Annotated in this window: 21 protein-coding genes; 3 read left to right on the forward strand and 18 right to left on the reverse strand. The window is 44.1% G+C overall.

Features of this window, described 5'->3' with window-relative positions; all coding sequences use genetic code 11:
- From NV381_RS32450 to NV381_RS32510, 13 genes are all read right to left on the reverse strand, one after another.
- Entirely contained in the window at nt 1-933 is a 933-nt protein-coding gene (locus NV381_RS32450) for a glycosyltransferase (RefSeq protein ID WP_258217458.1), read from the reverse strand.
- A gap of 26 nt (nt 934-959) precedes the next feature.
- Nucleotides 960-1661, reverse strand: a complete 702-nt coding sequence (locus tag NV381_RS32455; protein ID WP_258217459.1) for a sugar transferase — start codon at nt 1659-1661, stop codon at nt 960-962.
- Nucleotides 1630-2568: a UTP--glucose-1-phosphate uridylyltransferase GalU gene (galU, locus tag NV381_RS32460; RefSeq protein ID WP_258217460.1), complete on the reverse strand. Its 939-nt coding sequence runs from the start codon at nt 2566-2568 to the stop codon at nt 1630-1632. Before galU ends, NV381_RS32455 begins: the two co-directional genes overlap by 32 nt.
- 37 nt (nt 2569-2605) lie before the next feature.
- Nucleotides 2606-3253 carry a CpsD/CapB family tyrosine-protein kinase gene (locus tag NV381_RS32465; RefSeq protein WP_258217461.1) on the reverse strand — a complete coding sequence of 216 codons (648 nt, stop codon included), beginning with the start codon at nt 3251-3253 and terminating at the stop codon, nt 2606-2608.
- Nucleotides 3237-3980 carry a YveK family protein gene (locus tag NV381_RS32470; protein WP_258217462.1) on the reverse strand — a complete coding sequence of 248 codons (744 nt, stop codon included), beginning with the start codon at nt 3978-3980 and terminating at the stop codon, nt 3237-3239. The genes NV381_RS32465 and NV381_RS32470 overlap by 17 nt, the downstream gene beginning before the upstream one ends.
- A 1007-nt stretch (nt 3981-4987) precedes the next feature.
- The gene (locus tag NV381_RS32475) at nt 4988-5641 is read right to left on the reverse strand and encodes a response regulator (protein ID WP_258217463.1); all 654 of its coding nucleotides are present in this window, start codon (nt 5639-5641) and stop codon (nt 4988-4990) included.
- Nucleotides 5642-5680: 39 nt separating this feature from the next.
- Nucleotides 5681-7318 carry a sensor histidine kinase gene (locus NV381_RS32480; RefSeq protein WP_258217464.1) on the reverse strand — a complete coding sequence of 546 codons (1638 nt, stop codon included), beginning with the start codon at nt 7316-7318 and terminating at the stop codon, nt 5681-5683.
- 1273 nt (nt 7319-8591) lie between these two features.
- On the reverse strand, nt 8592-10232 hold the full coding sequence (locus NV381_RS32485) for a sensor histidine kinase (RefSeq protein WP_258217465.1): 1641 nt from the start codon (nt 10230-10232) through the stop codon (nt 8592-8594).
- Complete coding sequence (locus NV381_RS32490; protein WP_258217466.1) at nt 10229-11806, reverse strand: response regulator; 1578 nt, start codon at nt 11804-11806, stop codon at nt 10229-10231. The genes NV381_RS32485 and NV381_RS32490 overlap by 4 nt, the downstream gene beginning before the upstream one ends.
- Nucleotides 11807-11936: 130 nt before the next feature.
- Nucleotides 11937-12755: a carbohydrate ABC transporter permease gene (locus NV381_RS32495; protein ID WP_258217467.1), complete on the reverse strand. Its 819-nt coding sequence runs from the start codon at nt 12753-12755 to the stop codon at nt 11937-11939.
- Between the two features lie 43 nt (nt 12756-12798).
- Nucleotides 12799-13662: a carbohydrate ABC transporter permease gene (locus tag NV381_RS32500; RefSeq protein WP_258217468.1), complete on the reverse strand. Its 864-nt coding sequence runs from the start codon at nt 13660-13662 to the stop codon at nt 12799-12801.
- 102 nt (nt 13663-13764) lie between these two features.
- Entirely contained in the window at nt 13765-15114 is a 1350-nt protein-coding gene (locus tag NV381_RS32505; RefSeq protein ID WP_258217469.1) for an ABC transporter substrate-binding protein, read from the reverse strand.
- A gap of 207 nt (nt 15115-15321) precedes the next feature.
- A complete protein-coding gene (locus NV381_RS32510; protein ID WP_258217470.1) occupies nt 15322-16269 on the reverse strand; it encodes an N-acetylneuraminate lyase in 948 nt (315 codons plus the stop codon).
- 173 nt (nt 16270-16442) lie between these two features.
- On the opposite strand from NV381_RS32510, the gene NV381_RS32515 reads away from it, so the two are divergent.
- The 3 genes from NV381_RS32515 to NV381_RS32525 all read left to right on the forward strand — a co-directional run bounded on the left by NV381_RS32515 (nt 16443) and on the right by NV381_RS32525 (nt 19526).
- Nucleotides 16443-17309, forward strand: coding sequence for a helix-turn-helix domain-containing protein (locus NV381_RS32515; RefSeq protein WP_258217471.1), 867 nt, complete (start codon nt 16443-16445; stop codon nt 17307-17309).
- A 211-nt stretch (nt 17310-17520) separates the two neighbouring features.
- Entirely contained in the window at nt 17521-18957 is a 1437-nt protein-coding gene (locus NV381_RS32520; RefSeq protein ID WP_258217472.1) for a PLP-dependent aminotransferase family protein, read from the forward strand.
- Nucleotides 18958-19088: 131 nt separating this feature from the next.
- A complete protein-coding gene (locus tag NV381_RS32525; protein ID WP_258217473.1) occupies nt 19089-19526 on the forward strand; it encodes a GlcG/HbpS family heme-binding protein in 438 nt (145 codons plus the stop codon).
- Nucleotides 19527-20013: 487 nt separating this feature from the next.
- On the opposite strand, the gene NV381_RS32530 is transcribed toward NV381_RS32525, so the two are convergent.
- From NV381_RS32530 to NV381_RS32550, 5 genes are all read right to left on the reverse strand, one after another.
- Nucleotides 20014-20706, reverse strand: coding sequence for a response regulator transcription factor (locus NV381_RS32530; RefSeq protein WP_258217474.1), 693 nt, complete (start codon nt 20704-20706; stop codon nt 20014-20016).
- Nucleotides 20707-20722: 16 nt separating this feature from the next.
- Nucleotides 20723-22156 (reverse strand): sensor histidine kinase, encoded by a 1434-nt coding sequence (locus NV381_RS32535; protein ID WP_258217475.1) that lies wholly within the window; start codon nt 22154-22156, stop codon nt 20723-20725.
- Nucleotides 22157-22168: 12 nt separating this feature from the next.
- A complete protein-coding gene (locus NV381_RS32540; RefSeq protein ID WP_258217476.1) occupies nt 22169-22921 on the reverse strand; it encodes an ABC transporter permease in 753 nt (250 codons plus the stop codon).
- Entirely contained in the window at nt 22908-23636 is a 729-nt protein-coding gene (locus NV381_RS32545) for an ABC transporter ATP-binding protein (protein WP_258217477.1), read from the reverse strand. Before NV381_RS32545 ends, NV381_RS32540 begins: the two co-directional genes overlap by 14 nt.
- 448 nt (nt 23637-24084) lie before the next feature.
- On the reverse strand, nt 24085-25353 hold the full coding sequence (locus tag NV381_RS32550; protein WP_258217478.1) for a hypothetical protein: 1269 nt from the start codon (nt 25351-25353) through the stop codon (nt 24085-24087).
- Nucleotides 25354-25583 lie beyond the last annotated feature (230 nt).

A 25583-nucleotide genomic window follows, 5' to 3' on the forward strand; every position in this document is an offset into this window, starting at 1 on the left:
TCACCTGGCCAGCGGCATATTTCCGCGTCTCCTTAGCATATCGAGGGAGCCCAGAATGCTTTCCAGCCTACATTTGACCAGCAGCCTGCTGCCTTCACTGCGGGCAAACAGGGATGCTATGATAACGTAGAGCATTTTGCCTGCAAGCATTCCGAGAAGACTGACCTTGCCTCCAATGCCATTACCTATACATGCGTTTGAAACTCCCTGGTAATAGTACCGCTGTTGAATCCATTGCCGGGTCAATCGGCTAGCTGGGATAAAATGAACGACAGCCATTTCCGGATGATAAAGGATCGACTTGCCTTCCTTTCTCATCCTGTCGAATATCCATTGCTCCTCGCCTGAGAGCAGCGAGTTTCCTTTTCTGCCAAGATTCGTTGGGAATGAATGGTTTTCAAAAAAAGAGCGTCGGATCGCCATATTGGCTCCACAAGGATGGAGCCTCGCCGGGTACTCCATTACTCTGCTGCCCATATCCACAATCGTATACGGGAGCTCAAATGATTTAATTAACCAGTCAGGGCGGCTGCTTTCAAAATTAGGGCGGATAATGCCGCCCATCGCATATACATCCTGCCTGCTGTCGAAAGAAGCTGCAATCGTGCTGATCCATTCCGGGCAGGGGATGGCGTCATCATCCAGAAAGGCGATAATGGTTCCTTCAGCCGCCTGAATTCCCGTATTACGCGCGGTGGACAGTCCTTGACTTGGCTCGAAAAAATAGCGCGCCTTCACGCTCGTGTTGCGTCGGATATAAGCCTGCGCAACGCTGCGTGTATGGTCATTGGAATTATTGTCCACGATAATCACCTCGGCCTTGTCGATACCCGACAAGCCCTGCAGCGAGTCCAAGGTTGCCAGCAGCAAATCAGCCCGATTATATGTGCATATAACGATGGAGATATAAGGCTTTTGTATATTAGGCATCATTGAGTCGCTCCCCTGTCTTCTACAGATTAAAAGGCATTCTTAGAGCCAAATAATACAAATCCAGTTTTAACGATAATTTTCATATCGAAGCTAATGCTGCGGTTTTGGATATAGTTTAAATCGAGCTCGACCATTTGCTTGAAGCTTACGGTGCTCCTTCCGCTTATTTGCCAAAGTCCCGTGCAGCCCGGCGTTACAGCAAGCCTTTTTTTATCATAATTTGAATATTCCTTCACTTCGCTCGGAAGTGCGGGGCGCGGTCCTACCAAGCTCATGTCGCCCTTTAGCACATTCCATAATTGAGGAAGCTCATCGATGCTGGTTTTGCGCAAAAACTTGCCTGCCCGTGTGACTCTCGGGTCGTTCCTCATCTTAAACATAGCACCGCTGACTTCATTCTGAGCCTTCAATTGCTCCTTCAATTGTTCAGCATTGGATACCATGGACCTGAATTTATACATCGGAAACAGTACCTCGTCCTTACCTACCCGGTTTTGCCTGAAGAAAACCTTTCCCTTCGGATCCTCTAATTTGATCCATACTGCTACAAGGACAAATAAGGGGAGCAGAAACATAATTCCGAATAAGGACAAGCTTATATCAAGCACACGCTTCATAAACAGATAAGCATCGTCACTCTTCTCCTTGTGGGTTGCATTGCCATAGTATCTCTTATGCGGCACCGCATAATCATACTCATAGTCCTCCCGCAGTTCTCGCAAACTCATTATCCATACCTCCTTTAGGATCCAGGATAGACGAATACTTTTCCGAGATAAGCATAGAAGCCATAGCATCCAGCACCGGATGGCGCAGATCCTTGCTCTGAAGCGCAAAGCTTAATGTGGTGAGAATGTAACCAAGACGTTCACCTACATCATAGCGAATGCCGTCAAATTGGTAGGCGAGCACCTGCTCGATTTGATTCAGTTTCTGAATAGCGTCTGTCAATTGAATTTCTCCGCCCGCCCCTTTTTCTTGAAGCTCCAAAAACTCAAATATTTTGGGGGAGAACACATAACGTCCCATAATCGCCAAATTAGAAGGAGCTGTTCCAGGTTCAGGCTTTTCTACAAAATCATTGACATGATACAACCGATTCTGTTGTACACCGGGGTCAATAATACCGTATCGATGCGTCATATTGGACGGTACCTTCTGAACGCCGATAACCGAATTTCCAGAACATTCGTATTGTTCAATAAGCTGTTTCAAGCATGGAACCTTGCTTGCGACAATATCATCGCCCAACAATACACCAAACGGCTCATTGCCTATGAATCTCCTGGCGCACCAGACGGCATGTCCCAATCCCTTAGGCTCCTTCTGCCGGATATAATGGATTTCTACTTTGGCGGAACGCTGTATTTCCCTTAGCATTTCTAGCTTACCGGTTTCGAGCAGCTTGTTTTCCAATTCAAACGCGTTGTCGAAATGATCTTCAATTGCCCGCTTTCCTTTACCTGTTACGATAATAATATCTTCGATCCCGGCCTCAACTGCTTCTTCCACGATGTACTGGATAGTTGGCTTGTTGATGATCGGAAGCATTTCTTTGGGCATTGCCTTAGTTGCAGGCAAGAATCGAGTTCCTAAACCTGCGGCAGGAATAATCGCTTTCTTCACTTTTTTCATCTCTCTTATCCTCCTATCAATTTGTGGAAGCTCACTTCTATTTGTTTATAATCATACCTAGCAGCCTGGCTCCTGATTGTTCAAGCCGTTCCTTCGCTTGCTTAGCCCACTCGCGTTTAGTTCTGCCATACTTGGCAACAAGGATGATGCCGTCACTGTATTCGGCCAGCAGCCCTGCATCCGTGAAATCCAATATGGAAGGCGAGTCGAGAAGAACCACATCGTATTGCTGCTTTAACTGATCCAGCAGCTCCGCCATCCTTGGAGAACCCAGCAGCTCCGAAGGGTTAGGAGGTTGGCCGCCTGCTGTTATCAAATGCAGATTCGGAAGAACGGCCTTGGATGTAATGCCTTGGGTAGAATCCGATTTCAGATACTGGGTAAGTCCGTCATGGGCAAGTCCGTCCTCATTCGGCATACCGTATACGGCATGTAGAGTAGGCTGGCGCAAATTGCAGTCGATGACGATAACCTTCTGACCATCCTGGGAAAAGGTGACAGCCAGATTCGATACTGTAGTCGTCTTGCCTTCCTGAGCCTTAGGAGAGGCAATCATGAGGGTAATTCCTTTGCCCGGCTTCCCTAGCCGCTTATGTCTTATAGAGGTACGTAGGGATCGGTAGGATTCAGCAACAGCAGAGTTTGGATCGGTCTCGATGACAAGTACATTACTTAACAGTGACATAAGTTTGATCACTCACCTCTTCGTTCATATTTTTCGATCGTTTTCGTATGTTCGTTTTCTTAATCGTTCCAATCGTTGCAAGTACCGGCAAACCTACATAATGCTCGGCTTCTTTTTCAGAACGAAGGGTGTCATTTATATTTTCCAGGAAGAACACCACACCGAGAGCCGCCATCGCAGAAAGAATAAAACTGACAGCGAGATTCATCGCAATACTGGCATTTTCCGGAGCAGGCAGTTTACCCGGATTGGCGGGAGATAAAATTCTGACATTGTTCACATTCATTAAGCTTGGTATTTCGCTCATGAAGGTTTGCGCAATTTCATTGGCTATCAGAACAGCCTTGCCATAATTACTGTCTTCCACCTCAATTTTGATGAGGTTCGTTTTATCGACGGAGCTCACTTTCAATTTCTTGTCCAATTGCTCTCTTGTCAGCTTGAACTCGGGATGATTGGCAACCACCGTTTCAGTAATTGTGTTCGACTTGATGATCTCCTTGTAGCTTTCGATCAAGTTCAGGTTCATGTTTACATCGTTGAGGTTGATCGATTCAGATTCCTTCAGTATACTGCTGACCAACAGCTGGTTAGTTGCGAGATACACTGGCTGGACGAACGTCTTGCTGACGTAGTAAGTCATTACACAAGAGAGCAGAATAAACAGCGCAATCAGCCATAGTTTTTTTCGAACTATGATGAAGTAATCCAGTATCGTTTTCTCCATGTCGTCCTCCCAAGTCATAGCTAATAATTTTTTTCAAATTGCTCCACCTATGCCAATCATTCTGCTTGTACCTAAATCTTATAACGACTCTCTAATTTAGGATATTACCCAATGTTATGATTTTTGCAGTCTATTTCGAGCATGGTACTCCCCCTCCATTAACTAACTGAAGAGTATACTTTGGTACCAGAACACCTCTTTTGCATTCCAAAAAACACAATCGCATTCACTCACTAGGTTTTATCTTTTTGAGACAGTCCTTCTTGGGTAATCCTAGCGATTGGCAGAGATGAGGTCGCTTTCCAACGCTGCTAATCGCCGGGTTTGGGGTTCGTTTACAGCATGGCATCGTACCTTGCCGAACCCGAACCCCGCGCAATTATCAGGAAAAAGTCACGTTATTTTCTCCCAAACATAGCGTTCCGAGCCCTATAACTGGAATTCCTCATGCTAATTCTAAGGGTTTTGGCTGATCTCATCCCTACCACCTAGATTAGCAGGAGTTTTTCCAGTTAGCTTGCTTTCAAGCGATACCCAGGCTGGATTAACGGGAGAAATTCCATCTAACGTGTTTCTTTCGAAAGCCGTAAGAGTATCCCCATCTCCTTTACAATAAAAGCAACCCATTTGCTGCTTCTAACCTATCAGTCAGGCGGTATTCATAGACGTGATCGAAAGACCCTTTTTCTTTTCCGTTCAGCCAGATTGCATCACAGGATTGAAAAACGGGGGCTATTTCCTTTCAAGTTCGAGAAGTCCGGTTCCATCCATCGCTTCTCCGTCAGTCGCTATCTTTTAAAATTTTATTGAGTTAGGTGTGTTTGGGTTACCCAAAAGTCAGGAAAATTGATTTGACATGGTACGCTTATATGTTAAGAAAAACTTCGGATCGAAGCCCTTTCGATGAAGATACATTCGTGTCTTAAAGGTAACTTTTCTTGAAACAAAAAAACGAAAAAACCTCCCATCAGGCCTAAGCCCGCAGGAGGTAACTTATTGTTGCAGCTTTACTGTAGATTGGGATGCTTAAAGCCTTGGTTGTCCATTGTAAAGTTGACCAGTCCTTTGGAATGTGCGAACAAGGCCGCCTGGGTCCGGTCGTTCAGGTTCAACTTACTTAGAATCTGGCTTACATGTTTTTTAATCGTAAACTCAGTAACTATCAGCTTATCCGCTATGCCTTGATTGGACAACCCTTCTCCGAGGCCAATGAGAACTTCCCGTTCTTTGGGAGTGAGCTTACTCAAGTCATCGTCGTCATCCCTTTTGAACAAAATCTCCATCAAACCAGGATCATAGTATTTCTTTCCTTTAAAAATAAGCTTGATAGCCAATAACAATTCTTCAGGAAGCGCCTCTTTCAGCACATACCCCTCAGCACCTGCAGCTTCAGCTCTTCTAACGTCCATTTCTTTCATCGATGATGTCAGGATCATGCACCGGCAGGCTGAATTTTTCAGCTGCTCAACAACTTCAAAGCCTGATCGGTCGCCAAGCTTAATATCCACAATAGCCAGATCAGGCTTGGTTTCCTCAATGAGCTCTATCGCTTCCTCGACCATTTCCGATTCTCCCATAATTTCAATGTCGTGTTCAAGTGTCAGTACGGCCGACAATCCTCTTCTAACTAACGGATGATCATCTACAATAACAACCTTCATACTCAAGCACCTTCTTTCATTTATTGGGAAATCTATCCTTCAATTTCTTTTTTCTTTATAATCGATAGGCATAACGGCCAGAATTTGAGTGCCCTCTCCTTCGCTGCTGAAGATTTCAATAGTCCCGCCCAGCGACTCTACAAGAAACTTCATGTTACTGACACCAAGGCCGGTGTGATTAGGATCGGATAGTCGCGCATTCACATCAAAGCCAGCTCCGTTATCGAGCACAGCCAACTTAGCCTCGCCTGTCTCAAGATTCAACTCTATTTCAATGGAGCTGCTGCATCCGTGGCGAATTGCATTGCCGGCCGCTTCGGAAATAATTCGGAATAAGGCCTTCTGATGATTGACAGGCAGACGGTGGTCATCCCCTGTTATCTTCACATGGATGTCTACCGCATGCAGTTTGGACAAGCTATCCAGATGGGATGTGACCGTGCTGATCCAAAAGGAGCTGCCGTTTTTTCTTGAGCTGAGACTATAAATGGACGAGCGAAGTTCCTGTGAAGCGATATTGGATGATTCCAAAATGAGCTGAAGCTGATCCTTCAATTGCTTCTCCGGGATATTCGGCCATTGTCGAATTAAAGAATGCAGGGCATACACAATACCGAACATATGCTGTGATACGCTGTCATGCATTTCAGCAGCGATCCGATTCTGCTCCTCAATAATGATTAATTGATTCTCAATGCGCTCAAGCTGATGCCTTTCAAGAATAATGGCAAACAGCTCGGATAAAAAGTAAAGCTGCTGCACGAACCAGCGTCTTCCTTCATCCTGAGAAGAAGTCTCAATCTTGATGCCCAGCACTCCCCAGAATCTAATCGTTGATTTGACTGGCATGATTAGAAATTCACCGTAAATATACAGGTTTATTAATGAGGGGCTTTCCTGGCTTCGAAACTCCTTCAATCTCGATTCCATTTCCAAGCATAATGTGGCCTCGACTTCACTGTGCCTGATTCCATGGACAATTAATCTCTCACCCTCCTCATTGGCACTAACATCCCAGAAAAAAGCCGTTTTCTGCTCAGTAAGTCTTAGCGCAAACTCGGTAAATATTTTTCGCAGGTTACCTGATTCGCTATGGGCCGCTGCTTCCACGATTTGATACAGTGACTTGATATGCCATAATGTTTCCTTGGTACGTTTATTCGCCCTCTCCAGCTTGTTCTTTACATCGGCTAACACTTGGATGAAAAAGGCCATGTACAAGAGCATCAGGTAAAAGTCGCTGTTGTTCAATACGAAGATTCCAATTGATTCATTATGACTGTCAGCCATGGAGTAAGAGAAAGACGTTACCAGTAAAATGTACCCCAGCAGCATTAACCAGCAGGAAACAGCAGATAAAGAGCTCGCAGCGATTAATGCAGGATTCATGACACACCATAAGAACGGGCTGTCAATTCCCCCTGTAAAAATGGTTTGGACAACCATCCCCGCCATTTCCAGACCAATTATATACTTGAATTTCCTTGAGAATTTGCTGCTTCTTTGGTAAGCATAGGTAATCCCTTTTGCAAAAATAACCAATGCCATAACAATACCCAGCTTAAACATGAATGGCGGATCTTTGTCCCCTAATAAAAAAACCAGAGAGGTAAGTGCAAGCGAACAATACCGATATAAATAAATCATCCGGTCCTCTTTGGTTACAACTGCCTTCAATAGCGCCACCATCCCTTATTGTCCCGTTTGCTGAGGCATTTTCTTTGTATACAGTCCCACAACCAGAAAGAACAATAGGTGATCTGATTAATTCTTTACATTTCCTCCTCCTGAAAAATAGTTGCAACGCTTATGTAAAGACTTCTATGTTAGTTACCCAAAAAACCATTTTGAAACACGATAGAATGATACATACTGAACAAATGATTTTTAAGTATATACTCTTATATAATACGAATTTTTGATAAGTTTTGTGTCTTTTCACACAAAAATGAGTCTTTATTAGGTGAATCGATCTATATTTCCTTAAAAAGGTATACCTACTATTTACCATTAGTCGCAAACCTTTCACTCTTTTATTAGGATCATTGCAGTCTCTTTCCATGCCATACAGTACTATTTACTCCCATCCAAAGTCCGGTTATTATTTCCAGTTTCGAGGAAAACAGGAAGTCCGCGGCGCTTAACTTATCATGCTGTCGAATGCTTGATGGAGGAATTCCGATCCTAATTGGGCTATCTTCTCCTGATAAAAAACAAAAAGAGGCTGTCCCAAAAGGGTATCAGTGAATGAATCAGTCCCAAACTATGTACAAAGACGCCTCCAAAACCACCATGTAAGCGGAAATGGAAGCGTCTTTTTTGTAGGGAAATTCCCATCAGAGTGGGGGTTCGAAAATCCAAAAATGAGTCCGGCCGCTTTTTGGATGTTACTTAAGTGATGGGGCGAGAAGCGATGTTCAAAGGCTGCTTTCAATCTAGAGGAGACCATGATTTGTCGGGGCCGCTGCGGAAAGAAAAGAAATAGATGGAAATCCTCACGCTAATCCAGCGTGGATATCACCTTAAATCAATCTAACTGGAAAAACTAACTCTAATAGAGGGGATATGGTGGATATCAGCCAAAATACGTAGAATTAGCATGAGGAATTCCAGCTATAAGACTTGGAACGCTATTTTCGGAGTAACTAACTTGACGTTTTCCTGATAATTGCACGGAGTGCGCCAGACTGCCATGCAATGCCGTAACCGAACCACGAACCCGATACCCGCGATGAGTACGCGCTGGAAAGCGACCTCATCTTATTCATCACTAAGAATCCACAAGAATGTGCAAAAAAGCCTTCAACTATTAAAGTGGAATTGAGGGCTCTTTTGCAACCATCTATTCAGGATAAAATGGTGGAGGGGTTGTCTCAAAATGTCTTTTGGGACAGCCCCTTGGCAAATGAATACTGACCCTGAGCTTGCTCATCGTTCCCCTCCTCAGCTTTTACATTAGCGGATGGCGGATCGTCGCTTTGCATCCCCCGCTTGCTCTGCTGGTCAGTGACACGTTATAATTCGCGCCAAAGCGGATATGCAGCCTGCGGTTGACATTAAACAAGCCGACACCCCCAATCTGCTCAGGGGGCAGACTTTGACGGCTTATTTGGGCCTGCGCCTTGTCCGAGATACCAGGACCGTTATCCTCGACCGTGCATACCAGCTCCTCGCCTTCGATATACACACGAATGAGGATCTTGCCTTGTCCGGACGGAAGCTTGCTCAAGCCGTGCCTGACCGAATTCTCAACAAGCGGCTGAATAATTAATTTGAGAATCGGCATATTCAAAGCGCGCGGCTGCACATTCGTAATGACCTGAAATGTATCGTGATTGCGAAGCGATTCGATGCTCAGATAGCTTTTGACATGCTCAATCTCACGCTCGACAGTTGTAAATTCTTCCCCGTTATTGATGCTGTAACGTATTAAATTGCTTAACGAGGTGACCATTTCGGTTATGGTCGCTTCCTTTACATGATCGGCTCTCCATTTGATGGCATCAAGTGTGTTATAAAGAAAATGCGGATTGATCTGATGGATCAGCATTTGCATTTCTGTTTGCGACTTCTCGGATGCCATCTGATTCGTCGTGGCGAGCAGTTCCTGCATGCCAAAAATCAAAGAATTGTACCCTCTAGCCAACTGGCCGATCTCATCGCCCCGTTCCCCGTATTTCTCACTTGGTACAAGCTGCCCGAATTGAACCTTTTTCATATGGCCTACCATATATTTAATCGGAGAAATAAAGCTGTTCGTAATCAATACAAGCAGGATCGAAATCAAGCCAATGCTTGCCAGAATCAGCAGTACCGAGAAGCGCTTAATAATTTCCACCGGACCGATCAGATCTTTTTCAGGAATGCTGGCGACTATCTTCCATGGCAAATTATCGAGTGGAATATTGGACATGAAAACATCCTTTTTCTGGGATTGCATATTATCATGACTCGCGAACAATACGGCTTCGCTCTCATTCTCGACGATATAATGCCGGAAGTTTGGATATTCAGCCGGAGAAAGGAGCTGCTGATTGAATAGCGTCGCCGGAAAGCTCAGCTGAATAATCGCCAAAGGCCGCAGATCGGACATCGACCGGATCATTCTTGTATAAATGAATCGATTGCTCTCGAAATACCAAAGTCCCTTGCCCTTGAGCTGTATGGCCTTATGAAGCCAATTCGAGCTGTCCGAATTCATGCCTGATTGGATAAGCAGCGTATAAGCCGAATATCTCGACTCGTCCGCAGGATATATCGTCATTTCATAGCTTCCCCTTAACTCATTCATCAGCGTAATGGATCTGCTTAGAAATAACCGATCCTCAAGCCGATTATCAAGCACCTCAAGCTTCCCCGAAGCAATAATGGAATCCGAATGAAGCTCAGTCTGGATGAACAACTGCTCGATACGCAGACGATTTTGTTGCAAATTCTCCATAAGCAAGGTGGAGGTGACATGTTTAATTTGCTCGCTTGATTTGTTAAAATACCACATTCCGAGAATCGTAACCGTCACTGAGACGGACATGAACAAGAGGATGAACATTTTGACGAACAAAGTTAGGTTGCTGATTTTGAATGCTTTCATTTGCCGTATCTGAACTCCTTTGGAGTCATATTCGTTCTTTTCTTGAACAGCTTTCCGAAGTATTGAATTTCCTGATATCCGATTTTCTCGGCGATTTCATAAATTTTTAAATTCGTGCTGCGCAGCAGCTGCTTGGCCTGTTCAATACGAATTTCGGTCAAATAATCCAAAAAGTTCTGCCCCGTCTCTTTCTTGAAAAGCCGGCTTAACCAAACCGGATGAATACTAAGCTCATCAGCTACAGTCTGCAGGGTAACCTCTTCCCCATATTTCATCTCAATGATGCGTTTAACTTTATCGATCAGGTAATGGGGATGGGGAGGCTGCTGCGGATCGACGGCAAGCTTCATTAATTCGCAGAGATGCCCGAACAGCAAATCCGTCAGATCGTCCATAGTCGGGCAGCGTTCGGCCTTCTCCCAAAGCTCCATAGGAAAATGGCTGATTTCCATATCCACCTTTTCAGCAAGGATAGAGTGAACCTCCAGTATCCATTCGAAGCATTTGATCGACAAATCGCCTGTTTTACTCACATCCCTGTCCAGTATAAAGCGCTCAATTACTTTATCCAGCCCCTGCTTGACAGCAGACTCATCCCCATTCAATACCGCCTCAGCCACCCGTTGACCAATCCGTACGTCATCCTGCTCATCTATCCGATCGGCAATTTCCACATATCTTACAATTCGTTTGCTGTTGTTCAATAGAGCGATCTTGAGTGCCTTGCGAGCCTGCTCGTAAGCTTCGGATATGGCTTGAAAGGAATATTTCCGCTCACTGATGCCGATAGCAGGCCTTATTTTCTGATAGGCCAGCGCTCTTTCATAAATATCTTGAGCAATGCTCCATTCCTCTTCCCATGCCGTAAGGATGACCCAATCATGGTAAATACTGCGGATCATGACAGATGACTGATAGTTCTTCATAATATCCTCAGCAATATTTCCGATAGCAAACAGGTCCAGATTGATATCCTTATCTTCTTTGCCACGAAATTCATCTTTGTTAATACTTAACGAGATGACGACATAAGACTGCGTTTCAAGCCATTGCAGGTCCCATACCTGTAGACGGTGATGAATATGCTCCTGGAGTGCCGTTTTGTGCATACATAACCCTTGAACGAACTTTTCCCTCAGCGCCTCCGTCCCCAGACGGGCATAGGCCATTTGATTTCTGATTTGATCCTGGCTCGTTCGTTCGCGCTGAACCATGTCATAGACGGAGCGAATTTTATCGATCAATTCCTCTTTAAGGGTAGGCTTAAGAATATAATCGACCGCTCCTAATTGAATGCTTCGCTGGGCGTATGTAAAATTGCTGTAGCTGCTGATTACGATGACTTTAGGTTGGTAATCCATCGCTTTCACAGATTCCAACATATCCAAACCGCTCATCTCCGGCAGCAATATATCCGTTAAAATAATTTCAGGGCGGTATCGCTCAATAAGTGTAAGCGCTTCCTCTCCGGAGTGCTCTGCAAATACTTGCTCGAATGACAGCCCGCTTTGCTCTATGACCTCTTGAATACCCAATAAGATGTCTACTTCGTCTTCGATGACAATGATTTTCACGCAATCACCTCTCAACCATTATAACCCGACATGCGATAAACCCATATAGAGGTTGTTCAAAAAGTCCCTTTTGATTCTCCATAATAATGTGAAATGCAAGAAAACCCGTGCAATACGGGGTTCCCTGTGCCTATCCCTTTACCGATCCTAATGTAATTCCTTTAATAAAGCTTCGCTGCAGCAGCAGGAAAAAAACGATCATAGGCACAGCCGCCAGGGAGGCTCCAGCCATTGCATAGCCATAGTTGACGTTATTTTCAGAATAGGTGATGGTCGAGATACCTAATGGCAGCGTCAGCTTCTCCTTGGATTGCAAAATAATAAGCTGCCATAAATAGTCGTTCCACGTGTGCATAAAAGCGAAAATGGACAACGCTCCAAGCGCAGGCAACAAAAGCGGCAAAATGATCCTAACAAACAATAGAATTTCCCCGGCACCATCGATCCTCGCTGATTCCACTATTTCATCGGGTATCGATTTGGCGAACTGCCGTACAATGAACACCCCGAACGGGAAAGCGATCGCCGGGAGGATGACGCCCAGATAGCTGTCAATTAATCCTAGCTCTCTGCAAAGTATGTATAAAGGAACTAGGGTAACCTGAGTCGGCATCATCATAGTAGCAATAACAACAAAGAACAGCACGGTATTGCCGGGAAACTTTTTCTTCGCATAGGCATATCCCGCCATCGCCGAAAAAATAACGATAAAAATTACAGTGACCAAGCTTGTAAACACACTGTTGAACATCCAGAGCGGCGCTGGAGTTGTGGAAAAAATATGCTTATAGTTGAAAAGCCTGAACTTGGATGGAAACCATTCCGGAGGAATGGCCCAGATGGATACTTGCGATTTGAATGAGCCTGTCAGCATCCAATACAACGGAAATATAAAAGCGATCGCTGCTAGTAAAAGAAACACGTACCTAAAGACAACATGTGATTTCATCCGTTTCCATTCTCCTCTAACGAATCGAATCTGAGCTGTTCGTTTAATCTGTTTTGGATTTCATGAACCGGAACTGCAGCAGCGAGATGATTAAAATAATAACGAACAGGATGACGCTTTGGGCCGAAGCTTTACCAAATTCGAGTGAAACGAACGCAGTCTGGTAAATGGTATACACAAGGGATTCGGTTCCATGAAAAGGACCGCCTCCGGTTAATAAATGGATGACGACAAAAATTTGAAACACGCTAATGGTCGAGGTGATCACAATTAATATCGTTGTGTGGGAGATTAAGGGCAGAGTAATGCTAAAAAATGTTCGAATCGGACTTGCTCCATCGATCTCAGCAGCTTCGTATAATTCTTTGGACACACCGTCCATCCCCGACAAATACAAGATAATCGGTTGGCCGACCATCCAGGTAATGACAACGCCGGATAATGCCATGATCGCGCTCAGTTGACCAGAGAATACATCAACACTCCCAAAGCCGAGCAGCTCAGAGAAGTACTTGATGATTCCGAAGCTCGGATTATACATCCAGCCCCAAACCAAGGAAAGCACGACTGGCGTACTGACGACCGGCAAATAAAATACGAGCCGAAAAAAGCTTTTGGATATTTTATGGAATCCCTGCATGAATGCTGCGATAACCAGCGACATAATGACAACACAAGGGACAATGATTAAAACAAAATAAAACGTGTTGACGAATGATTTGCGAAACAGCTCTTCCCCGAACAAGCTTCGGTAATTATCAAATCCTGCGAAAACGGATGTATAAATATCAGCTTTAAATAGACTCAAATAAAATGTATACAGCAGCGGAAACACGAGAAACACGGTTAAAAACAACAAATTGGGTCCGATAAAAAAATAACTCCACATCGATTGGCGAAGCTTCATCTGCATGCACCTCAGCAATTTCTTATCATCTCGTTAGCAATCCATACACCTTCGTCCCAGTGCTGTGAAAGACCAGGACGAAGTTAATCCCACTGTTTTATCTCACTTCCTGGCAGCCAGCTCGTTCGCATTTTTCACGAAATCGTCAAGCGCTTGCTTCGGACTTTTTGCTTTCAGGAACGCCGCTTGCATTTCTGGATAAAACGCTTTTCTTAAGGAAGAGAAGTAAGCTTTATTTTTTCCCAAGTCGACGATTTCCAGCTTGTTTAACAGCTCGAACACCTCGGAGGCGTCTTTATTATTAATTTCATACGTCCCCGATTTACGTGCGGATATCCCATAAGTCGCCTTGTTGATCGCTTTAATATTGTCAGGCTGCGTCAAAAATTTCACGAATTCAACTGCCGCTTTTTTCTTCTCCGTATCGGTTTGTTTGAAAATCGCATATCCGTTCTCGCCAGTTACTGTGATTTGCGGCTTCACCCCTTCTTTCATGACAGGAATGATTCCATACGCCTCAACAGAAGGCTCCACCGCACCGTTCTTCTTACCTGCCTCCAAATCCCCATAAACCGGCGAGGTGTGATTTAAGACGGCCAGCTTGCCCTGTTTGAACAGCTCGAAGTTCGCAGTAACGTCCATTGTCACCGTTCCTGGAGCGACCAATCCTTCCTCCTGAAGGCTAAGCATAAAGTTGAGCGCTTCAACACCTTCAGGACCGTTCACTGTGTATTGAGTGAAATCTTGGTTCGCCCATTTAGCCCCGGCAGCAAGCAGGTTGTTAACCATCAGCTGATCCGCTTGCTCGTTTTTGGCAAAATAAGCGATACCATATGTATTTTTATCTGCGACTTTCTTTAAGGCATCTTTCATTTCATTCCAGGTCCAGGAGCGATTCTTCGGCATCGCAACCCCTTTTTTCTCGAATATGGTTTTGTTCAGGAAAACTACCTGAGGCACACTGCCTAACGGAAGCGCATACAGCTTTCCATTGATCGTTCCCATGTTGAGAAATGCTTCTTTCCAATCCGCTTTATCGTCCTTTACCACATCATCAAGTTCCTCCAGGACGCTATTGCGGGCATGCTTGCTAATTCGAATCGGGATGTTATCGTATAAAATGTCCGGAGGATTATTGCCTGCGACTGCTACGTTCACTTTCTGCTCGATATCCGAGAAAGGCACGGATTCTACTTTAACGGTTACATTCGGATGAAGCTTTTGAAATTCTGCTGCCTTCTGCTTCTCCCAATCCCCGTAATTTTTGCTGTCATAGCCCTCGATATCCTTAAATCCCGTACCCGCCCACATCGTTAATGTAATCGTCTTGGCGCTGCCAGCCCCTGCAGTTTGGCTGCTGTCTTGCGGCTTCTGCACCGAATTGAACGCACAGCCTGCTGCTACTCCTGTAATTAATATAGCTGCTGCTCCTGTTTTTAATAACTTCTTCATAGTCCCACCCCTTTGTCATGACTCAACAATCACGCTTAGTTGATTTGTTATCCTGATTATACTGAAAGCAGCGGGCCATTTTAACATGCATAAATTAGTATTTTACAATACAAAATTAACTTCCTTACTGGTTCACTAGCCTTACAAAAAAACAGAGAACCCAGTCTACCATAAACCGGGTTGCTCTGCTTCGTTAGAACTAATTCACTAGCCTTGGCTGTTGGCCGTATAACTGAATCGACCCAGCACTTCATTCTGTGCAAAGTAAGCTTCAATTCTCTCGCATTCTTCCTCAGTGAATTGCTTCAACGGCTGCCGAACTGTAGGAGTTGACAAAACGCCCTGAAGATAGAGAATATGTTTCTCATAAGCAATAACATCAAATTGAATCATATGCGCAATCACCTTATTAGCCTCTGCTTGCATCATCTGCAAAGATTCCTTGGACGGCTGTTCCTCTGAATGGATAAGCTCGTACATCTTGGTAAACAAACCAGGCATCATATTAAACGTACTGCCAATGGCGCCATCTGCCCCTACGAATGCCCCCGCCGTATATACTTCATCATGCCCGTTATAGATAAGGAAATCTTCCCTGCATCTCATGCGAATTTGCTGCATTTCAAAAAGATTAAGCGAAGTAAATTTTACCCCAATACACTGTGGATTGCGGCTCATCTGCTCATAAAACTCCAGAGACAGGCTCACTCCTGTCGCGCCAGGATAATGATAGACGATCATCGGAAGTGAAACCGCTGCCATAATGGCTTCATAATGCTCACGAATTTCTTTCATCGTTACCTTATAATAAAATGGCACAACCGCTGAGATCGCATCAACTCCCTGAAGCTCAGCATGCTTAGCCAGCTTAATGGACTCCCTCGTACTGATATTGCCTACATGTGCGATGATGATAACTCGCCCGGCGGCTGCCTTGACGACTGCTTCCAAAACCTGCTGGCGCTCCTCATTTGTCAATATAAACCCTTCACCTGTACTTCCGCCTACATAAAATCCATGAATACCTTGTTCAATCTGGTGATCAACCAGTCGTGCCAAAGAAATATAGTCAATATCACCATTCTCGTGCATTGGGGTCAGCAGAGCTGTAAAGATGCCGCCAAACGTTTTGCGGTTATCCATCCTCTTGTTCATATAGTTCGATCTCTCCCTTGCGCTATAAGCGTATAATATAGTTCGTAATGATTGTATTGTAGCTCGCGGAATGGATACTCACTTATCATTTTTTTATAATACCTATCATTTCTTTACAGAAAATAACCCCGTATAATAAAGAAACAAATAATTAGAATACGAAGGTGAGCGTCATGTATCCTCAATATCTTTTTGAGTACCCGAATATCGACACCGACTTTCCTTTTCATATGAAGAAAAAGAGATACACTTCCGTCCCCTCCCATCGCCACGATTTTATCGAGCTATCTTTTGTGCTGGAAGGGAAAGGAACTGAATGGATTAACGGTACCGCTCATGACATGCTCCCTGGAACCATCGTTCTCCTGCTGCCTTATCAAATTCACAAGTATCATGCAGCTGAGGACGAGCCGCTACTTATGTATATTTGCAATTTCGATATGAAGCTCGTCACAGCAGGACCCGAATCGGCCTGGGGCTTACACGAGCTATTGCTAGGACGGGATGAGACTCAGCCGGCTTATATTCAACTGCAAGGAAAAGCTTATGAGGATGGAGTGCAGCTGTGGGATAGACTCTATCAGGAGTACGAATCCTCACTCGCCTGGAGACCTATCATGCTAAGAGCGCTGCTGCTGGAAGCATTGTCGCAGTTTATCCGCAACATGGCGAGGCAAGATACGACACCGACAAGGACGCAGCATCCCGCTTCCACGAAAGGTATATGGCCTGTCGTACAGTATGTATACGATCACTACCTGGAGCCTCTATCCTTAAACACTTTATCCGAGCAGTTTCATATTCATCCCGCACAGCTGAGCACTCAATTCGGTGAGGCATTCGGTATTTATTTTGTTGATTTTCTTCATGAGCTTCGGATTCGGCATGCTTGCAGCCTGCTGATTTCTTCTGATCTGCCTATTTCTCAAGTGGCTTTTGAGTCGGGATTTTCCTCTTATCCCACGTTTTCACGTACATTTCATCGAATTAAAGGGATAACACCGAGCCAATACAGACAAAAGAAAGGGCTTCGGAGATAAATCAATTAACCATCAAAGAAGCCAATCACACAGACACAAGCCTGGACCATCCGATCTTGGATGTTTGAGCTCTACAAGCTATGACGATACTTTTGATACAAGTTCGTCATTATTTGGGTGAAAAGAAATGAACCTGACTGCAGATCAAGTGTTATGATGAAACCCACAGTAGTTATTTATTATAGAACCTAAGTCGGTAGAGGTGAAAATCATGTGGAAACCTGATCGTCTAAGCGATCAACCTCTGTATCAACAAATTGCTGATGATATCGAACGAAGAATTTCATACGGCGAATTTCCACCGGGCAGCTTGCTTCCTTCCGAACGAAAGCTGGCCGAACAATTGGAAGTGAACCGCAGCACGATCATTCTTGCCTTTGGAGAGCTGCGTGCGCTTGGAATCATTGAAAGTCGATCAGGCAGCGGAACACGGGTAAGCAAATTTAAATGGGGTGCTACGCCGAAGCATACTCCTAATTGGCATCGGTATGCAGAAGGCGGGAGCTTTCTGCCTAACTTGCCCTTTTTGCGACGTATCCGCGAAGCCCTTCAACAAGATAAAACATTGATTGATTTTGCCAGCGGCGAACTTGCGCCGGACCTAGCTCCAATTGAAGAGATCAATATTCTCATGAGCGAAAATAATTACACTTCTTATTTGGGCTACGACAACCCGCAAGGGTATTTAATGCTAAGACAGCAGCTAGTATCATATCTAAGTCAATATCGGGATATTCAAACGACCGAATCGTCGATTCTCATCACCTCCGGTTCCCAGCAATCTTTATATTTAATTACACAATGTTTACTCTCTCCCGGTGATGCAGTTGCTATTGAGGACCCATCTTATTGTTATTCTTTGCCCATGTTTCAATCGGCCGGACTTCGGTTGTTCCGTCTTCCCGTCGATCATAAGGGAGTTCGCCCCGAGGAAATTCGTTCGCTGTATAAAAAGCACCGTATCAAGATGGTGTTTCTAAATCCGAATTTTCAGAATCCGACAGGCGCTTTGCTCGATGCTAAACGTCGTATCGAACTGCTTGATGTTGCAAGCGAATTGGGGCTTCCCATTGTAGAGGACGATCCCTTTAGCCTCTCTGCCTATGATGGTTCAGCTCCGCAGCCACTCAAAGCTATTGATCCGATCGGCTCGGTGCTTTACATTGGCTCTTTCTCCAAAATCGCAGCGTCCGGGTTGCGGGTTGGATGGATGGTCGCTCCCCATTCCGTAGTCGATCGACTGGCTGATGCCAGACAGCAGATGGATTTCGGGCTAAGCGTCGTTCCGCAAAAAGTCGCAGCGCAGTTTTTAAGCTCCCCCTATTTCCAGCCTCATTTGGATCGACTGCGTATGCATCTGCTCTATAAACGCGATTTACTAATCGAGGCTCTTCAAAGCGAACTGCCTGAACTGGTCAGATTCACGGTTCCACAAGGAGGATTGCATCTGTGGTGCAAAATAATTCCTGATGTAAATGACAACAAGCTGTTGGAAGAAGCAATCCGAAGGGGAGTTATCTTCGTACCTGGAAGTGTTTATGGTTCGGATTCCGGTTATGTACGATTTACTTTTGCTAGAGCTAGGGCAGATGAGATCGGTCCAGGCATAGCGAAGTTCGCGGCGGCACTTAAAGCTATTCTTAGTTAACAACTTCATACAGGTGCATAAGAAGTGGATTAGACTTTAAACAAGCTTCTTATGTACTGAACCCTCCTTATTCACTAATCTGGGTAGATGACCATACAATATAAAAAATTCAGATTAAGGAGTGGATACGTTTGCATAAAATTACATCTGATGTTGCCAAAGCGTTACTCGTAGCTGCCGAACGGAAGTCAAGAGAACTGGGTCTTTCCGAAAATATCGCTATTGTCGATGACGGAGGTAACCTTGTCGCTTTTCTCCGCATGGATAATGCCCGTATAGCTGGGATCGACATTGCTCAGAACAAAGCATGGACAAGTGTCGCCATGAAAATGCCTACAGCAAATTTGGCTCAAGCAGCTCTCCCTGGTGGACCATCGTTTGGAATAAATATTACAAATAATGGAAAAATCGTTATTTTAGGTGGAGGAATCCCGCTCGTCAGAGAGGGCATGATCGTTGGAGGTATAGGTGTAAGCGGAGGTACAAGCGCTCAAGACGTCGATGTGGCGAATGCCGCCATTGGGGTATTCGAGAGCATAGGCGCTTCACATAGTGGAGTTAACCGATAGGGCAGTAATGGATCTGCAAGGACGGATAACACGTTTTATTCGTCCCTCGTGTTTTTTTATCCGCCGCTCGTACATGAACGTGATTTTTTAATTGATAATACACATTATTGCCAATCAAATCTTGAACGTTCCATTCTAATGTCTGTAATGAGTTTCCCATCTGTAACAATTAGACCACAAAATCAGTGCTTGATCCCCTCCGAACATCCATTTTCAAAAATTCCTCCAAAAATGCAGTTATTTTCTAACAAAATTACTGTTGAGAGAACATACCTGCAAAAATACATCAATTTTCATGAAAAACTCTTCGTTCCAGCTAAGAAAGAAAAAATAACTGCACATTTGCATGAATTCAAGAAGACTGCTGATATGCAAGTCAAAAGGATGTATAAAAGCAGGTTTTTAGGAAGAGACAATGGCTTCGAATCGAATAACTATTAATTTTATTAATTTCAGTTAGATCCTTCCCCTTCCAGCCTGGTTGCATTCAAACCATAAACCTGTACCCTGATCCCCAAACTGTACCGATATACTGAGGCTTGGACGGGTTTTCCTCGATCTTTTCCCTGATTCTGGCGATATGTACGGTTACTGTAGAAGCGTCGCTCAGCGCATCCATTCCCCAGATCCGCTCAAATAGCTCTTCCTTGCCGATTACCCGGTTAGCATGCTGCAAAAGAAAGACAAGCAGGTCGAATTCTTTTTGCGCCAGCATAACTTCATTTCCATTCACAAAAGCTCTTCTGGAATCCTTATGAATCTCAAGACCCCTAACCTGGATCTTGCTGCCCACTCCTTGTCCGAACCGTTCTTTCATTCGCTGAAATTTCTTCAAATGTGCATTGACCCGGGCTACCAGCTCCCCTGAGCTGAATGGCTTTGTGATGTAATCATCCGCACCGAGCCCCAAGCCATTAATTTTATATATTTCCTCTGCCCTGGCGGATACCAGAAGAACAGGAATGTCGTCCTTCTCGCGGATCACTTTCAGTACTTCAAATCCGTCCATATCCGGTAGCATAATGTCCAAGATAACAAGCTCAATCTCTTCTTGCTCAAGAGCTTTCAAGCCTTCTGATCCGCTATTCACAATTTTAACCGAATAATTGCTCAGCTCCAGGTAATCCTTCTGCAGATTTGCAATACTTTGGTCGTCCTCAACAATAAGTATCCTTTTCATCCTAACCTCCAAACGGCTAAAGCTTTTTCAGAGATATCATTATCCGGGTCCCTTCCCCTACAACGCTTCTAGCCCATATTTTCCCCTCATGCCCCTCCACAATTTGCTTGGCAATAGCGAGCCCAAGTCCGCTGCCGTCTGCATTTTTTCTTGAAGGGTCCACCCGATAGAAACGTTCAAAAATATGGGGGAGGTTCGCCTCTGGAATTCCTTTTCCATTGTCTTTGATTTCTATAATGGCAGATGTCCGGGTCTCTCTGAGTATAATAGCAACCCTTCCATCAGGCTTGTCTATATACATAACCGCATTGTCCAAAATGTTTTGAATGACTCTCCTTAACCTTTCGCGATCGATTAACACAAGGACAGGCTCATTTAATTCATTTATAAATTCTAAGGATAGCTTGGCCTTTTCATATTCATATTTATGATCCCCAACACAGTCCTGTAAATAATTGACCAGATCGCTTTTCTCAAAGTGATAAGGGAGCTGGTTCAAATCCAGCTTGGAATATAAAAGAAGATCATCAATCATGGCATTCACCAGAATTCCCTTAGAGCGAGCGGTTTCCAAATATTCTTCCATCTTCTCAGGAGTCTTCGCAACCCCGTCGATAATACCTTGGATATAACCAATAATGGAAGTCACAGGCGTCTTTAGATCATGCGAAATGCTGGATACCAAAAACTTCCTGTTTTCATCATATTTTTGCTGCAGATAAATAGATTCCTTCAGTTTGATCCTCATGAGCTCCAGCGTTCTGCCCAGCTCCCGGACCTCCCCTTCACCCTCCTCTGCAATTTCGCAGCTTAAATCACCTTCACTGATTTTGACCGCCGCGTCCTTTAACCTGGAAACCGGAGAAATGATACCTTTCGAGAAGGTATAAGAAACCCAAAAGTTCATCAATAAAAAAAACAGGATAAACACGCTGACCGTAAAAATGCCAAGCAGCGTATAAAAGCTCGTTTTCAGCTTTATTGGCGCAAGCAGCAGCAAAACTCCAAGATCGCCAGATGGAAGCTTGTAGTCAACACGGGCAAAGAAAAAGGTTTTTCCATCAATCTCCAGCGTATCCTGATTAGGCATATCACCGGATAACACCAGGCTTTTTTCTATATCAATCAGATCAAACTTTCTAGTAGAAAATAAAACCTCTCTATTGAATAACAGGATGGCATTCGCACCCAAAGCCTTAACGCGATCAGACAGCTCTTGCTGATTTTTTTTATCCAAAAGCTGCGCGAACTCCAAGGTCTGTGCATTCCTCTTGATCTCACTAATCCCCGTTCTAAGCTCGAAGACATTTTTCAATTCGTTGATATCCGCCTTATGACCAAATATTTTCGTATACGCGGCAACAAAAATAATGACAGCCAAAACTGTCAAACCAATGGAAAACAGCACAGCCAGTGCATTCATCGTGAAAAAGCGTTTGGTTAAATGCATGTAGGTTCCTTTCTAAATATCCTTGCTGTCAAACAGGTAGTAACCAGCGGTAAATAACATTATACCACAGCCCGACATGATTAAGACCTGACGGAATATTTTAAACACATTAATCGATTCCGAGATCCAAAGCGTATACCAGTCAAACATCGACGTAATAAAAAAGCTGGAATAAGAAGAAAACACAATGCCCAGAAAGTTAAAGCTGATAAATACAATAATCGAGAGGAAAAATACAGCCAGCCCTCCCTGAAATATATTGGACAGCAGCACAACTAAAAGCGCAAAAACAAATACAGGAAAAAATGTAGAGGTATAGGATAAAAACACCCTTATGATCCCCATCCAGCTAGCGGACGCAGGATTAAACAGGAACCCGGCCAGCAAGGAAAGAACCATGACGAACATCAGGTTTGCCAATATAAACAATGCTATATTCAAAACCTTGGCACTAAAAACACCTAATCGGGATACAGGTCTTAGGAGCGTTATTTTCATCGTATTCGACGAAAATTCACCGTTAAACATGTCAATGGCAACAAAGGTTGCAAATAGCGGTAAAATCGTATAAGTAAAAATCGAGAGAACCACTATGGGAAACTCCGTACTGCCTACCACTCTTAATCCAAGGCCATGCTTAATCGCTGTAACGGCAATTTGTCCGATTAATACAGCAAGGATGGACAATATAGCGGCCACTATGATTTTTTTCTTTTTCAACAGCTTCACGGCTTCATTAATAAATGCAGCATTAAACCCTACCATTCCTGTCCACCTCACTAACAAAATAATTTTCAAGCGAAGAATAATTGGAAAGAATGCTTTGAGTATAATCTACATTGACAAGCTTTCCTCCGTACACGACACCAATTCTTGTGCAGGTAAGCTCTACATCATGAATCAGATGGCTGGAAATCAAAAAAGTTGTGCCTTCTTCCTCGGCAAGCTGTTTAATCAGCTTTCGCATATCCAGCATTCCTTCTACATCCAGTCCGTTCAAAGGCTCGTCCAAAATCAGAACCTTCGGATTGGATAGAATCGCAGCCGCTACACCCAGCCTTTGCTTCATCCCAAGCGAAAATTTTTTTGATTTTTCATCTTTATATTTTAGCATACCGGTAATTTCAAGACATTCGTTGATTCTTTGCTGGTCAACCTGCGGATAAAATCGGGCAAACAGCTTCAGGTTTTCATTGGCCGTCAAATAAGGATACGACTCCGCCGTCTCGATAATACAGCCGACATGCTTCATCGCATTGACATAGTTGTCTAAAATGCTGGCGCCAAAAATCTTCACATCGCCGCTATCAGGTTTCATGAGTCCCGCCATCATTTTCATGGCTGTCGTCTTCCCTGCGCCATTGGGCCCCAAAAGGCCGAATATATCGCCTTGATCAACCTCTAAATTCAAATCATTGATTCCCCGGCCGTTTTTATACACCTTGGTTAAGCCGTTTATTTCAATCGCTTTATTCGTCAATGACAACATCTCCCTAAAATAACCCCACAAAGTGGGGCCGAAACTTTGATGCGTGTTACCCTTTTGAAATAGCCCTTCTTAGGTATTCTCAGCCAACAGCAGAGATGAGGTACTTTCCCACGCGTGCTAATGGCAGAATTCGGGGTTCGTTTACAGCATGACATGGCAGCCCAGCGAACCCCGCGCATTTATCAGGAAAATGTGACGTTATTTTCTCCCAAAATAGCACTCCAAGCCCTATAACTGGAATTCCTCCTGCTAAATCTATGGATTTTGGCTGATTTCAGCCCTATCACCTCTATTAGCAGGAGTTTTTCCAGTTAGATTGCTTTCAAACGATATCCAGGCTGGATTAACGGGAGGATTTCCATCTATCTCTTTCTTCCGGCAGCCGTAAGAGTATCCTAATATCAGGAAGCCGCACTAACGGCTTCCTTGGACCTGCTTATTACTCAAATATACGGTTAAACTCTCCATCGTAATAAGGTCCGGAGTTGCTTCTGTAAGAGTCCTTACCCATGATTTCCAGATGAAGGTCAAGATAAATTTTTGCGGAGCCGCTAGGATTAATTCGTCCGTTTTCCTGCTCTCCTTTGGCATTCGAATAAGTGAAGGTTGACATCGGTTTCGTATCGTTAGGATTGTATTCGAAATTAAAATTATACTTGTCTGGATAATCGGACTCGAAACCAGGATTAACCGTTTCGCTATACTTGCCTGTTACTTTATCGTTAGCCACATTTGTAATTTCCAGTGTTCTCTCGCCTATTTTCACGAATTTCCCGTTTTTCTCAATGATAATGTTATTTCTATATTTCCCTACATATTTGCTGCTTAAGCCTCCGGATTGACTTACCTTCTCGACGTTTGTGCCTGTCAGGTCTGGGATGGTAATTTTCGTAGCTCCGATGTCGGAAAGCTTGAAAACTGCATTCAGCGTCAAATCGTGCTGAACTCCGTTTTTGTCTTTCCCGGACAAAGTCACATCACCCGTGACATTTTCCACAATGCCGGCTTTGTTTTCAACGGCCGTCCCCAAAACCTTTTTAACGAAAATATCGCTCTCGATTTCCGGCAGACTCGCATCCTTTTCCATGCGGCCATGATCGCTAATCATCCGCTTAAAGCCGAAGGAGGATACAGCATTAACTACAGCAGGCACCTGTGCCTCGGACAAGCTTCCCGAGTATACTTTTGCGCCATCCGCTCTTTCCTCTATCTGCACATAATCCTTCAGATTGCCGACCAAAGCATCAAACAGCTTTTCAATCTCTGGCGCTCCCTTGTCATTAAACGGACTTGTGAATCGGTTTCGCTCTGCTCTATTCGCATCATTGGAAAATTCCGTTACGTAATATTTATTATCCGTTCCATTTTTCCAAACCGAAAGCTTTTTGTCCGTATAGGAGTAGTTGGATGTCGTTTTTCCATCTGGCCCCTGATTCACCGTCGAATTTTCAGATGCCTGCTTTTCCGTATCGATTTTGTTGATAGTGGTCGCTTGGAGTACGGTTTTACCGTTATCCTTAAATGTAAACAGCGCTTCGACTGTGTAGTTGTTCAATCCTTTCTCCATCTTTGCGGCGGTATTTTTTGCAGAGCCCTTCAGTCGGTCGTAACCTGAGCCAAGCAGCGTATCGGCAAAAGCGGTGGATACAAATAAACATGCGCCGAGCGTGAATGAAAGTATGGTTATTGATTTTTTAGTAAGTTTCATTTCCTATCTCCTTTATTTCTTTTTGGGGGACGTCTCCTTACCTTTTATTATAAACGAAGCTTATTGAATCCTTCTAAATGAACTATTAACAAAATATTAACTCTATATAAAACGCACTTAACATTATAACTGAATAAGTAACCGATCGATGGTATCCTGAGGATACTTGTTGATTCTATTCATAAACGCTGTGACATGGAGTCGAATGCGATAAAATTTGTTGAAAAACA

The organism is Paenibacillus radicis (ex Xue et al. 2023) (genome assembly GCF_024722015.1).
Lineage (GTDB): Bacteria > Bacillota > Bacilli > Paenibacillales > NBRC-103111 > Paenibacillus_S.

Coding starts and splice junctions, on each gene's coding strand:
- NV381_RS32500 (WP_258217468.1), bottom strand. CDS start 13,662: ATGAAGCTTCGCCAATCGATGTGGAGTTATTTTTTTATCGGACCCAAT.
- NV381_RS32530 (WP_258217474.1), bottom strand. CDS start 20,706: ATGAAAAGGATACTTATTGTTGAGGACGACCAAAGTATTGCAAATCTG.
- NV381_RS32535 (WP_258217475.1), bottom strand. CDS start 22,156: ATGCATTTAACCAAACGCTTTTTCACGATGAATGCACTGGCTGTGCTG.
- NV381_RS32540 (WP_258217476.1), bottom strand. CDS start 22,921: ATGGTAGGGTTTAATGCTGCATTTATTAATGAAGCCGTGAAGCTGTTG.
- NV381_RS32550 (WP_258217478.1), bottom strand. CDS start 25,353: ATGAAACTTACTAAAAAATCAATAACCATACTTTCATTCACGCTCGGC.
- NV381_RS32485 (WP_258217465.1), bottom strand. CDS start 10,232: ATGAAAGCATTCAAAATCAGCAACCTAACTTTGTTCGTCAAAATGTTC.
- NV381_RS32450 (WP_258217458.1), bottom strand. CDS start 933: ATGATGCCTAATATACAAAAGCCTTATATCTCCATCGTTATATGCACA.
- NV381_RS32505 (WP_258217469.1), bottom strand. CDS start 15,114: ATGAAGAAGTTATTAAAAACAGGAGCAGCAGCTATATTAATTACAGGA.
- NV381_RS32510 (WP_258217470.1), bottom strand. CDS start 16,269: ATGAACAAGAGGATGGATAACCGCAAAACGTTTGGCGGCATCTTTACA.
- NV381_RS32455 (WP_258217459.1), bottom strand. CDS start 1,661: ATGAGTTTGCGAGAACTGCGGGAGGACTATGAGTATGATTATGCGGTG.
- NV381_RS32470 (WP_258217462.1), bottom strand. CDS start 3,980: ATGGAGAAAACGATACTGGATTACTTCATCATAGTTCGAAAAAAACTA.
- NV381_RS32465 (WP_258217461.1), bottom strand. CDS start 3,253: ATGTCACTGTTAAGTAATGTACTTGTCATCGAGACCGATCCAAACTCT.
- NV381_RS32520 (WP_258217472.1), top strand. CDS start 17,521: ATGTGGAAACCTGATCGTCTAAGCGATCAACCTCTGTATCAACAAATT.
- galU (WP_258217460.1), bottom strand. CDS start 2,568: ATGAAAAAAGTGAAGAAAGCGATTATTCCTGCCGCAGGTTTAGGAACT.
- NV381_RS32515 (WP_258217471.1), top strand. CDS start 16,443: ATGTATCCTCAATATCTTTTTGAGTACCCGAATATCGACACCGACTTT.
- NV381_RS32475 (WP_258217463.1), bottom strand. CDS start 5,641: ATGAAGGTTGTTATTGTAGATGATCATCCGTTAGTTAGAAGAGGATTG.
- NV381_RS32495 (WP_258217467.1), bottom strand. CDS start 12,755: ATGAAATCACATGTTGTCTTTAGGTACGTGTTTCTTTTACTAGCAGCG.